Genomic DNA, 11539 nt, shown 5'->3' with positions numbered 1-11539 from the left:
ATACCGTTTTCGAACACACATTTCAAGGTAAATGTAGTAAAAACCACAACATCAAGCAAAACCCACACAGACAAGTGGTAGGACAACACCGCCGACAGTACGATAGACAACCCCTGCAAAAAGCCTGCTGCCCCGACAGCCGGCCGTCTTCCGACCCAAGGACATACCATGGACCGCGTGCGAAACCTCCTGGAACAGATCCAGGGACGCCTCGACGAGCTGAACAAGGCCGAACGCAAAGTCGCCGAAGTCATCCTCGTCAATCCGCAACAGGCCACCCGCTTCAGCATCGCCGCCCTGGCCCAGGCGGCCAAGGTCAGCGAGCCGACCGTCAACCGCTTCTGCCGCTCGTTCGGTGTCAGCGGCTACCCCGAGCTCAAGCTGCAATTGGCACAGAGCCTGGCCAGTGGCGCGGCCTACGTGAGCCGCGCGGTGGAGGCCGACGACGACCCGGCGGCCTATACCCAGAAGATCTTCGCCAGCGCCATCGCCTCGCTGGACAGCGCCTGCCAGCAGATCGACCCGCAGCAGGTCAGCCGCGCCGTGGACATGATGATCCAGGCCCGGCAGATCCACTTCTTCGGCCTGGGTGCCTCGGCGCCCGTGGCCATGGACGCCCAGCACAAGTTCTTCCGCTTCAACCTGGCGGTATCGGCCCACCCCGACGTGCTGATGCAGCGCATGCTGGCCTCGGTGGCGCACACCGGCGACCTGTTCGTGATCATCTCCTACACCGGGCGCACCCGCGAGCTGGTGGAAGTGGCGCGCCAGGCCCGGGAAAACGGCGCCTCGGTGCTCGGCATCACCGCCGCCGGCTCGCCGCTGGCCCAGGCCTGCAGCCTGAGCCTGCACCTGCCGCTGCCGGAAGACACCGACATCTACATGCCGATGACCTCGCGGATCATCCAGCTCACGGTGCTCGACGTGCTGGCCACCGGCATGACCCTGCGCCGCGGCGTGGACTTCCAGCCACACCTGCGCAAGATCAAGGAAAGCCTCAACGCCAGCCGCTACCCGGTCGAGGACAGCGACCTCAGCTGAGCCGCTGGGCCTGTAGGCGCAGGTGGGCGCGCTGCCCCGGCGCCAGGCTCAGGCCCTCGCCACTGCCGCTGGCGGCCTCGACGCAGACGAAACCCTGGCTCTCGCGCCCGCTCACGCCCATCAACGGGCGATTGCCCGGGTGCCAGACCACGGTGTCGTCACTGTCGCTGGTGTCGATGCGCAGCTCGCGCTGCCAGTCGGTGTCGTGCAACTGCACCGATGGGGTGCGCGGGTAGATGCGCTGACAGCCCCCCTGCACCATCAAGGCGTCCTCCTGGCGACAGGCCTGCCGGCTGAGGACGTCGTAACCTTCCACATTCTCCAATCCGGATAGCGCTATCTTCGTCACGTCACTGATACGCCAGTAGGCCAGCAGCGCATGGCTCAGTTGGCAGGTTTCGCTGTCTTGGTGTTCGGTGCACAGCTTCAGTTCCATGCTCGCGCCCAGGCGGGCATGCAGGTCGACTTGCCAGTCGCACAGTTGCAGGCGCCATTTCAGGGTCACGCCTTCGTCGTCTTCGTGGCTGTCGACCAGTTTCCAGTCGAGCAGACGCGCCCAGCCGTGAGTCGGCCAGAGGTCTTCACTGGGGTGACGGCCATACCAGGGCCAGCACACCGGCACACCGCCGCGAATCGCACCGACCTGCGGCCAGGTTTCCGCACACCACAGCCAGGGGCGTTCGCCGCTGGGCTGGAAGTGCAGCAACTGGGCGCCCTGCCGGCTGAATACGGCCTGGCAACGAGGGTGGTCGATGACCAGGACATCACGCTGCTGGTGTCGCTCCCACTCGAAGGTCGGCCGGGGCCGCTGCGTGTTGAAGAAACGGTGGAGCGGATGTTCGGGCATGGTTTGGCGCTCATTGTTGTCATTCGGACGCTATCGCGGGGCAAGCCCGCCCCTACAGGGAACACCTGGACCCTCTGTAGGAGCGGGCTTGCCCCGCGATCGACCGCAAGGCGGTCGCTAGGATGGCGTAAATTTACAACAAATCGCTTTAGAAGGAAGACTGAATCTTCAAACCGGCGACCAACGCGTTATCCACGTCGTCCACCGCGCCCGGGCTCTTGATGTACTGCAGGTTCGGCCGCACGGTCAGCCAGTTGGTGACGTGGAAGCCGTAGTAGAGTTCGGCGTTGTATTCGGTGCGTTGCAGCGGCACGAAGCCTGGGTTGTCGTAGTCGCTGATGCCGCTCTGGGCATTCAGCAGTTCGGCACGTTTCTTCACGTCGTCGTTGACATGGATACGCGCGACGCCGAAACCGATGTCATCCTTGGGCCGCGCATCGAACGCGCCTTTGTAGACCAGGCCGACCTGCTGATAGTTGTCGACCACGTTGGTGGCCTTGTCATGCACGGTGAAGTTGGCGAACAGGCTCAGGCCGCGGTTGGCATCGCCGTTGTGCGCGGTGACTTGCTGCTGCGCCACCACCCACCAGCCATGCTTGCTCGAATGCGACTTGAACGCCTCGCCAGTGAGCGCCTGCGGGTTGCCGTTGATGTCGTCGTAGACGTCGTCGGCCTTGGCGGTGCTGTAGTAGTAGCCCAGGCGGTACTCGCCCGGCAGGCCGTTGACCTTCGGCGACCAGACCATCTCCACCGGCAGGATCGCGCCCTTGGTGCCACTGCCGCTGAGCTTGAAGCCGTTACCGGTTTCCAGGTTCGACGGGTTTTGCTCGTAGGCGCCGACCTGCACGAAGACCTCAGGGGTGATGTTGTACTTCACGCGCAGCGCCCACTGGCTGACCGGCCAGTTGTACCAGATGCCCCCGACCCAGTTGCCGACCTGCGAGCCGCAGAACGCCAGGTTCTGGAAGTCGCAAGGGAAGCTGTTGAAGTCCTCGCCTTCGCCGAAGCGGCCGACCTTCACGTCCAGCGCGCCATCGAAGTACTTCTGCTTGACCCACATCTGCGTCAGGCGCCAGGTCTGGCCACGGCCCCAGACTTCCTGCACCGAGCTGAACTGCCCGGCGCGCGGGTCGCTGATGCGGTCGTTGGACAGGTTGCGCCCGCTACGCTCGGTGATCGCCAACTTGAACTCGGTGTCCTTCCAACCGAGGATCTTCTCCAGGTCCAGGTGCGCCCCGAGGGCGAACTGGTCGCTGTAGCGCGCGGTCTTGTCGTCGTTGTAGCCGCCGTGCAGGTTGCCGGCCACCTCGCCGACATAGTCGAGGGTGAAGTCGTAGCCCTTTTCCAACAGTTCGGTACGGGTACCGCCCCAGTCACCGGTCATCCATTTGGACTCGCTGGAGAAAGCCTCGGCAGCCTGCACGGCACTGCTGCCGACGAGCGCCAGCAGGGTCAGCGAACCCAGTGTCCGGATGCGTTTGCGATGGTCCATCCTTTGTTTCCTCTTTTTTTGTTATCGATGGTTTTGACGAATCAACGTCCCTTGAAGCGCGTCACGTTGTCCTTGATCACGTGCTCGGAGGCGGCCAGGTCCAGGCGTTCGCCGCTGCTGGCGTCGAACAGCAGGACCTTCGCCGGGTCGAACTGCAGGTTGAGGCTGTCGCCGACGCGGCAGGCGACGTCGGGGGCCAGGCGGCAGCAGACCTTGGTCTGGTTGAGGGTGACGAACACCAGCAGGTCCGGCCCGGTGGGCTCGGTGACCTGCACCTCGGCGCGGATCGCCGGCAGGCCGTTGCCTTCGGCGGCGCCCAGGGTGATCTGCTCGGGGCGCACGCCGAGGATCACTTCGCGCCCTTCCAGGCTGGCGTCGGCCACGCCCAGCGGCAGCTCGCAACGCGCCTGGCCACTGTCGAGCAGGGCCACCAGGCGACCGTCCTGGCGGGTGACGCGCACCGGGATGAAGTTCATCGGCGGCGAGCCGATGAAACTGGCGACGAACTGGTTGGCCGGGTCGTTGTAGATCTGCTGCGGGGTGCCGAACTGCTGGATGATGCCGTCCTTCATCACCGCCACCTTGTCGCCCAGGGTCATGGCCTCGATCTGGTCGTGGGTCACGTACACCGTGGTGGTCTTCAGGCGCTGATGCATCAGCTTCATTTCAGTGCGCATTTCCACACGCAGCTTGGCGTCGAGGTTCGACAGTGGCTCGTCGAACAGGTAGATCTTCGGCCGCCGCGCCAGCGCCCGGCCCATGGCCACGCGCTGCTGCTGGCCGCCGGAGAGCTGGCCGGGCTTGCGGCTCAGCAGGTGCTCGATCTGCAGCAGCTTGGCCACCCGCGCCACTTCCTCGTCGATGGCCGACTGCGGCATCTTGCGGATCTTCAGGCCGAACTCGATGTTCTCGCGCACGCTCATGGTCGGGTACAGCGCGTAGGACTGGAACACCATGGCGATGTCACGGTCCTTCGGGCTCATGCCGGAGACGTCCTGGTCGTCGATCAGGATCGCCCCGCCGGTGATGCTTTCCAGCCCGGCGATGCAGTTCATCAAGGTCGACTTGCCGCACCCGGACGGGCCGACCAGGATCAGGAACTCGCCGTCCTTGATCGCCAGCTGGATGTCCTTGAGGGTGTCCGGCAAGCCGCTGCCGTAGGTCTTGTTTACATTGCGAAGTTCGAGCGTTGCCATGACTTACCCCTTGACTGCGCCGGCGGTTAGCCCACGCACGAAATACTTGCCTGCGACCACATAGACCAGCAGGGTTGGCAGTGCGGCGATCATCGCTGCCGCCATGTCGACGTTGTATTCCTTGGCCCCGGTGCTGGTGTTGACCAGGTTGTTCAGGGCCACGGTGATCGGTTGCGAATCGCCGCTGGAGAACACCACGCCGAACAGGAAGTCGTTCCAGATCTGGGTGAACTGCCAGATCAGGCAGACCATGATGATCGGCGTGGACATCGGCAGGATGATCCGCCGGAAGATCGTGAAGAACCCGGCGCCATCCAGGCGCGCGGCCTTGACCAGCGCATCCGGTATGCTCACGTAGTAGTTGCGGAAGAACAGCGTGGTGAAGGCCAGGCCGTAGACCACGTGCACCAGCACCAGGCCCGTGGTGGTGCTGGCCAGGCCGAGCTTGCCGAGGGTGAACGAGGCCGGCAGCAGCACGGTCTGGAACGGCAGGAAGCAGCCGAACAGCAGCAGACCGAAGAACAACTGCGAACCGCGGAAGCGCCACATCGACAGCACGTAGCCGTTCAGCGCGCCGATGGCGGTGGAGATCAGCACCGCCGGCACGGTGATCATGATCGAGTTCCAGAAGTAGCCGCTCACCGTGGCCCAGGCCTTGACCCAGCCAATGGCGCTGAACACCTGCGGCCAGCTCAGCAGGTTGCCGGTGCTGATGTCCTCGGGGGTCTTGAAGCTGGTCAGCAGCATCACCACCAGCGGCACCAGGTACAGCAGCACGGCCACCAGCAACACCGCGTGGATGGCGATGCGACTCAGGCTCAGGGCCGGTTTGTCGACAGGGTTAGTCATGGCGCTTGGTCCTCAGCTCGGAGTACAGGTACGGCACGAGGATCGCCAGGATCGCCCCGAGCATCAGGATCGCGCTGGCCGAGCCCATGCCCATCTGGCCGCGACTGAAGGTGAACGAATACATGAACATCGCCGGCAGGTCGGAGGAGTAGCCGGGGCCGCCAGCGGTCATCGCCGCGACCAGGTCGAAGCTCTTGATGGCGATGTGCGAGAGGATCATCAGCGAGCTGAAGAACACCGGGCGCAGGCTCGGCAGCACCACGGTCCAGTAGATCTTCGGCATGCTCGCGCCATCGATCTGCGCGGCACGGATGATCGACTGGTCGACGCCACGCAGGCCGGCGAGGAACATCGCCATGATGAAGCCCGAGGCCTGCCACACGGCGGCGATCACCAGGCAGTACACCACGCGGTCGGGGTCGATCAGCCAGTCGAAGCGAAAACCGTCCCAGCCCCAGTCGCGCAGGAGCTTGTCCAGGCCCATGCCGGGGTTGAGCAGCCACTTCCAGGCGGTGCCGGTGACGATCATCGACAGCGCCATGGGGTACAGGTAAATGGTGCGGATGACACCTTCGCGGCGGATGCGCTGGTCGAGGAATACCGCCAGCAGCACGCCGATCACCAGGGTCACGCCGATGAACAGGCCACCGAACAGCAGCAGGTTCTTGCTCGCCACCCACCAGCGGTCGTTGTCGAACAAACGGGCGTACTGGGCCAACCCGGCCCACTTGTAGGTGGGCAGGAAGGTCGAGGTGGTGAACGAGAGGACGAAGGTCCACAGGATGTAGCCGTAGAAGCCCACCAGGACGATGAACATGCTCGGCGCCAGCACCAGCTTCGGTAGCCAGCGCTGCAGAGCGTCCAGGGGTGAGGCCCGCAGTTGCGCGGTTGTCGTAGTCATGATTTCAGATACCGAAACGAGGGCGGTGCCATGCACCGCAGCGCGGGACGAGCCCGCTCCCACAGGGGTCAGGCCCTCCCACGGGTTCAGCGCATGGCGCCGAAGCCGTGGGAGCGGGCTTGCCCCGCGATTGGGCCGTTACTGGGCAGCCTTGACCGCTGCCGAGAGTTTCTTCGCCGCATCGGCCGGGTCGGCCTTGGGGTCGTTGATGTAGTTGGTCACCACATCGAAGAACGCGCCCTGCACGGCGAGGGTGGTCGCCATGTTGTGCGCCATGCTCGGCTGCAGGCCGCCGGACTTGGCGTCAGCCAGGAAGTCCTTGGCCGAGGTCTGCGCGCAGCTGTCGAAACCGTACTTGTCCATGCTGGCGAGCATGTCGTTGCGCACCGGGATCGAGCCTTTGTTGGTGCTGAAGGTCTTCTGGAAGTCCTCGCCCAGCACACGCTTGGCGATGTCTTGCTGGCCGGCGGTGGTGCCGGCGTCCTTCTGCTTGAACACCGCCAGCGAGTCGATGTTGTACAGGAAGCCTTTTTCGGTGCCCGGGAACGGCACGCACTGGTAGTCCTTGCCGGCGGTCTTCTTGGCCAGGGTCCACTCGCTCTTGGCCCAGTCGCCCATGATCTGCATGCCGGCCTTGCCGTTGATCACCTTGGCCGCTTCCAGGTTCCAGTCCTGGCCCTTGCCATCGACATCCATGTAGGTGGCGACCTTCTTCAACTCGGTCAGCGCCTTGACCATCTCGGGGCCGGTGAGGGCTTTCTCGTCCAGATCGACCAGGGCCTTGGTGTAGCCCTCCACGCCCATCACCGAGAGCACCACGTTCTCGAACACGGTGCTGTCCTGCCACGGCTGGCCACCATGAGCCAGGGCGATGAAGCCGGCGGCCTTGAGCTTGTCGCCTGCGGCGTAGAACTCGTCGAGGGTGGTCGGCGCCTTGTCGATACCGGCTTTCTTGAACACCTCGGGGTTGATCCACAGCCAGTTGATGCGGTGGATGTTCACCGGCACGGCGACGTAGTCACCGTCGTACTTCACGGTGTCGGCGACCTTCTTGTCGAGCAGGGTGTCCCATTTCTCCTGCTTGGCCACATCCTTGAGCACGTCGGTGTCGAGCAGGCCGGTGGAGGCCCAGTCCTGGATGTCCGGCCCCTTGATCTGGGCGACACCTGGCGGGTTGCCGGCTACGGCGCGGCTCTTGAGCACGGTCATGGCGGTGGCACCGCCACCACCGGCGACCGCGCCGTCCTTCCAGGTGAAGCCATCTTTCTCGACCTGTGCCTTGAGCACGTCGACGGCGGCTTTCTCGCCACCGGAGGTCCACCAGTGCACCACCTCGACGCTGCCTTTGGAGTCGGCGGCGAAGGCGCTGAGGGGCATGAGCGAGGCGAGGGAAATGGCGGCGGCGAGACGCAGAGTGGAATTCATCGGGATACCTTTCTTGTTGTTATGCGGTGCAAGTCGTTCGCTTGCGTTGCATGAAGTCTAATGAGCGCGCAGGCACGGGCAGGTAACGAAGCGATGCGCGAATGTCATCACTTGGTTACATTGCCGCGGGCCAGCGCGGTGGCCAGGCTGGGTGCCAATGGCAAACCCGGCAGGAGCACGGCCTGGTAGGCATGGTAGAGATCGGGCTTGCCGCCCCAGATGGTCGCGCTGGGTTGGTTGTGCGGGCTCAGTTCGTGGTGCCAACTGCCCTGGGCGCGGTCGATGAAGTGCTCGTCGATGAAGTCCCAGAAGCGCCGGTACCAGTGCTCGTACCGCACCTCGCCCGTGCGCCGCAGCAGCGCCGCCGCGGTGGCGCAGGCCTCGGCGTGGGTCCAGTGCAGGCGCTCGCGGACCACTGGGCGATTGTCCCAGCCCAGGGTGTAGACCAGGCCAGGGGTGCCGTCGGCCTGCCAGGCATGGCGGCAGGCACTGTCGAACAAGCCGCGCGCGGCCGGCAACAGCCAATCGGGCGTGGCCAAGCCGGCCTGTTCGCGGGCGGCCTCCAGGTGCAGCGCCAGGCGCGCCCACTCGAAGGCGTGGCCCGGCGTGGTGCCGTAGGGGCGGAAGCCGTCGGCGGGGTTGTCGTGGTTGTAGTCGGGCAGTGGCTGCCAGTGGCGGTCGAAATGCTCGATCACGCCGAAACCGTTGGCGGCGGCGTGGGTGTGGATGATCCGCTCGACGATGCGCAGCGCGCGGTCCAACCAGCGCCTGTCGCCGGTGACATCGGCCAGGGCCAGGAACGCCTCGGTGCCGTGCATGTTGCTGTTGGCGCCACGGTAGGCTTCTGGCTGCTGCCAGTCGCGGGCGAAGGATTCGCGCAGGGCGCCCTCCTCTTCGCTCCAGAAATGCTGGTCGATGATGCCAATGGCGTCGTCGAGCAAGGCCTGCGCATCCGCCGCGCCAGCCACCACGGCCGAGCTTGCGGCCAGGGCGACGAAGGCATGCAGGTAAGCGGCCTTGCCCGTGTCGCCCTGGCCTTCAGGGCGGGCGAACCAACCACCGTGGGCGGCATCGCGCAGGGGCCCGCGCAGGGCCGCGACACCGTGCTCGACCAGGCCCAGGCAGCCGGGCACGCCTTGCACATGGGCCATGGCGAAACAGTGGGTCATGCGCGCGGTGTTCATGGTTTCGGCAATCGCGTCGGCAGGCAGGCAGCCCCGCGCGTCGAGGTTGCCGAAGCCCGCTGGCAGGCGCGCAGCCTTGGCGAAGTTCACCAGGCGCAGGCCCTCGGTGGTCAGCCAGGTGCAATGGACGGGGGAGTCGAGCCAACGGCCCGAGGGTGATTCGACGCTGTTCGTCACCTGTTCGATCCTTGCCAGGGACAGGCCCGGTGCCTGTCGTCAGCGAATTCTAGCCAGCCGGCCTGGCGGGCATGTCACGAAGGCCCGCATGAATGTCACCATCCCGTGACATTTCCAGCGACCTCATCGCGGGCAAGCCCCCCCCACAGAGACACCACCCGCCATGACAACAGCGCAGTACCTGTGGAAGCGGACTCGCCCCGCGCTGGGACCGGCCCGATCAATCGATATTCCGCGGCAGGAGCAAGGTCACCCGCAACCCGCCCTCACGCAGGTTCAGCAAGCTCACCTCCCCGCCATGGCTATGGGCGATATTGCGCGCGATCCCCAACCCCAAGCCATACCCCTGCTGCTGCCCGGCCAGGCGGAAATGCGGCTCGAACACCTGCTCCAGGCGTTGCTCCGGCACCCCCGGACCCTGGTCGTCGACCTGCAGCACGAAGGCGTCGGCGCTGTCGATGATGCGCAAGTGGGCACGCTCGCCATACTTGATCGCGTTATCGATCAGGTTGCCGATACAGCGGCGCAGCGCCAGCGACTTGCCGGGGTACGGCGCCAACGCGCGTCCCTCCAGGGTGATACGCCCGTCGCCGAGGTACGGCTCGGCGAGAATCTCCAGCACCTGGTTGAGGTCGATCGGCTCGATGTTCTCGTGGATGTCGGTGTCCTTCACGCACTGCAAGGCGCCCTTGACCAGCAGCTCGAGCTCGTCGAGGTCACGGCTGAACTTGGCTTGCAGGCGCTCGTCCTCCAACAGCTCGACCCGCAGGCGCAGGCGGGTGATCGGCGTGCGCAGGTCGTGGGAGATGGCGCTGAACAGTTGCGAGCGCTCGGTCAGGTAGCGGCTGATGCGCTCGCGCATGGCGTTGAACGCCCGCCCCACCTCCACCACCTCGCTGCCGCCGCCCTCGGCCACCGGCGCCACGTCCGCGCCCAGCGACAGCTCGCGCGCGGCCCGTGCCAGGCGCTTGAGTGGCCAGCTCTGCCAATGCACCAGCAAGCCGATGAACAGCAGCAGCAGGGCCGTGGTCAGCACGATGAAACCGATCTGCTGGCGCGGCAGGCGCTCGGGCTCCAGGCCCGTGTAGGGCTCGGGCATCAGCGAGGCGATGTACAGCCACTCACCTTCGTCCAGGCGGATCTGCGTCACCAGCACCGGTGGGTTGAGCGGCTCCAGGGTCAGCGCGTAGTGCGCCCAGGAGCGCGGCAGCTCATCGAGCTTCAGGCCGCTGTTGAAGATGCGCAGGTCGTCCGGGCTGACGAACTCCACGGAGATTTCCATCTGCTGGCCCAGGCGCTCGTGCAGCACTTGCTGGAACACATCGATCACCGCCTGCTTGCGCGCGGTGATCGGCAGCACCGGCATGTCCAGGGGCTTTTCGTTGAGCGAGACGAAGAAGCGCGTGCCGCCCATGCTACGCAGCTGGTCGAGCACCATCGGCCGGTAGGCCACCGGCAGCGAGCGGAAGTAGCTGACGCTGGCGCTCATCGAATGGGCCAGGCTGCTGGCGCTGGCGCGCAGGCCTTGCAACTGGCTGGCGCGCAGTTGCGCGACCCAGATCAGGCTCGACAGGCCCTGGGCCAGCAACACCACCAGCAAGGTGAGCAGCAGCATGCGCCCGAGCAGCGAGCGCGGCAGCAGGCGCCAACGCCGTTCGGCGCCACGCTCCTCAGGCCGGGCAGACATGCGCCGCCAGCATGTAGCCGCTGCCGCGCACGGTGCGGATCAGGCGCGGCGGCTTGTCGGTGTCGCGCAGGCGTTGGCGCAGGCGGCTGACCGCCATGTCGACGATGCGGTCCAGCGGCATCGGCTCGCGGCCACGGGTGGCATTGCCGATGGTGTCGCGGTCGAGGATCTGCTGGGGGTGGTCGAGGAACAGCTTGAGCAGGGCGAAGTCGGCGCCGGAGAGGATCACCTCCTCGCCGTCGCGGTGGAACAACCGGTGGCTGACCGTGTCCAGGCGCCAGTCATCGAAGGCCAGCACCGCGCTGGCCGGTGCCGCGTGGCCGAACTCGGCGCGGCGCAGCAGGGCCTTGATGCGGGCCTGCAATTCGCGTGGGCTGAAGGGCTTGCCGAGGTAGTCGTCGGCGCCCAGCTCCAGGCCGATGACCCGGTCGGCCTCGTCGGAGCTGGCGGTCAGCATGATGATCGGCACCCGCGACTGGCGCGGGTGCTGGCGCACCCAGCGGCACAGGCTGAAACCGTCTTCGTCGGGCAGCATCACGTCGAGGATCACCAGGTCGCAGGGCGCGACGTCCAGGGCCTGGCGAAAGCCCTGGCCGTCGGCCTCGGCGCGCACCTGGAAGCCGGAGCGGCTCAGGTAGGTCTGCAGCAGCTCGCGGATTTCCTGGTCGTCGTCGACCATCAGGATGGTTTTACCAGCAGTGCTCACAATGAATTCCCTTTGGTCGGTTGCAGGTCTTGCC

At 65.6% G+C, this 11539-nt stretch carries 10 protein-coding genes; 1 reads left to right on the top strand and 9 read right to left on the bottom strand.

The window, feature by feature from the left end:
- Nucleotides 1-177: 177 nt before the first annotated feature.
- Entirely contained in the window at nt 178-1041 is an 864-nt protein-coding gene (hexR, locus tag P0Y43_RS06595; protein WP_275636714.1) for a DNA-binding transcriptional regulator HexR, read from the top strand.
- On the opposite strand, the gene P0Y43_RS06590 is transcribed toward hexR, so the two are convergent.
- The 9 genes from P0Y43_RS06590 to P0Y43_RS06550 all read right to left on the bottom strand — a co-directional run bounded on the left by P0Y43_RS06590 (nt 1034) and on the right by P0Y43_RS06550 (nt 11478).
- Nucleotides 1034-1888 carry a D-hexose-6-phosphate mutarotase gene (locus P0Y43_RS06590; RefSeq protein WP_275636485.1) on the bottom strand — a complete coding sequence of 285 codons (855 nt, stop codon included), beginning with the start codon at nt 1886-1888 and terminating at the stop codon, nt 1034-1036. The genes hexR and P0Y43_RS06590 overlap by 8 nt on opposite strands.
- 148 nt (nt 1889-2036) lie before the next feature.
- Nucleotides 2037-3380 (bottom strand): carbohydrate porin, encoded by a 1344-nt coding sequence (locus P0Y43_RS06585; RefSeq protein ID WP_275636484.1) that lies wholly within the window; start codon nt 3378-3380, stop codon nt 2037-2039.
- Nucleotides 3381-3421: 41 nt separating this feature from the next.
- Nucleotides 3422-4576: an ABC transporter ATP-binding protein gene (locus P0Y43_RS06580; protein ID WP_275636483.1), complete on the bottom strand. Its 1155-nt coding sequence runs from the start codon at nt 4574-4576 to the stop codon at nt 3422-3424.
- 3 nt (nt 4577-4579) lie between these two features.
- Nucleotides 4580-5425, bottom strand: coding sequence for a carbohydrate ABC transporter permease (locus P0Y43_RS06575; RefSeq protein ID WP_275636482.1), 846 nt, complete (start codon nt 5423-5425; stop codon nt 4580-4582).
- Nucleotides 5418-6326 (bottom strand): carbohydrate ABC transporter permease, encoded by a 909-nt coding sequence (locus P0Y43_RS06570; protein ID WP_275636481.1) that lies wholly within the window; start codon nt 6324-6326, stop codon nt 5418-5420. Before P0Y43_RS06570 ends, P0Y43_RS06575 begins: the two co-directional genes overlap by 8 nt.
- Before the next feature lie 138 nt (nt 6327-6464).
- Nucleotides 6465-7751 carry an ABC transporter substrate-binding protein gene (locus P0Y43_RS06565; RefSeq protein ID WP_275636480.1) on the bottom strand — a complete coding sequence of 429 codons (1287 nt, stop codon included), beginning with the start codon at nt 7749-7751 and terminating at the stop codon, nt 6465-6467.
- A gap of 107 nt (nt 7752-7858) precedes the next feature.
- The gene (locus tag P0Y43_RS06560) at nt 7859-9112 is read right to left on the bottom strand and encodes an AGE family epimerase/isomerase (protein WP_275636479.1); all 1254 of its coding nucleotides are present in this window, start codon (nt 9110-9112) and stop codon (nt 7859-7861) included.
- 220 nt (nt 9113-9332) lie between these two features.
- A complete protein-coding gene (locus P0Y43_RS06555; RefSeq protein ID WP_275636478.1) occupies nt 9333-10799 on the bottom strand; it encodes an ATP-binding protein in 1467 nt (488 codons plus the stop codon).
- Complete coding sequence (locus P0Y43_RS06550) at nt 10783-11478, bottom strand: response regulator (protein WP_430540226.1); 696 nt, start codon at nt 11476-11478, stop codon at nt 10783-10785. Before P0Y43_RS06550 ends, P0Y43_RS06555 begins: the two co-directional genes overlap by 17 nt.
- Nucleotides 11479-11539: the final 61 nt, after the last annotated feature.

This window comes from Pseudomonas entomophila (assembly GCF_029193575.1).
GTDB classification, from domain to species: Bacteria; Pseudomonadota; Gammaproteobacteria; order Pseudomonadales; family Pseudomonadaceae; genus Aquipseudomonas; species Aquipseudomonas entomophila_G.
This window is presented reverse-complemented; position numbering and strand designations above follow the sequence as displayed.

Bases quoted from the DNA above. Each gene is read 5' to 3' on its own strand.
- P0Y43_RS06590 (WP_275636485.1), bottom strand. From the start codon at position 1,888: ATGCCCGAACATCCGCTCCACCGTTTCTTCAACACGCAGCGGCCCCGG.
- P0Y43_RS06585 (WP_275636484.1), bottom strand. From the start codon at position 3,380: ATGGACCATCGCAAACGCATCCGGACACTGGGTTCGCTGACCCTGCTG.
- P0Y43_RS06580 (WP_275636483.1), bottom strand. From the start codon at position 4,576: ATGGCAACGCTCGAACTTCGCAATGTAAACAAGACCTACGGCAGCGGC.
- P0Y43_RS06575 (WP_275636482.1), bottom strand. From the start codon at position 5,425: ATGACTAACCCTGTCGACAAACCGGCCCTGAGCCTGAGTCGCATCGCC.
- P0Y43_RS06570 (WP_275636481.1), bottom strand. From the start codon at position 6,326: ATGACTACGACAACCGCGCAACTGCGGGCCTCACCCCTGGACGCTCTG.
- P0Y43_RS06565 (WP_275636480.1), bottom strand. From the start codon at position 7,751: ATGAATTCCACTCTGCGTCTCGCCGCCGCCATTTCCCTCGCCTCGCTC.
- P0Y43_RS06555 (WP_275636478.1), bottom strand. From the start codon at position 10,799: ATGTCTGCCCGGCCTGAGGAGCGTGGCGCCGAACGGCGTTGGCGCCTG.
- P0Y43_RS06550 (WP_430540226.1), bottom strand. From the start codon at position 11,478: ATGGTCGACGACGACCAGGAAATCCGCGAGCTGCTGCAGACCTACCTG.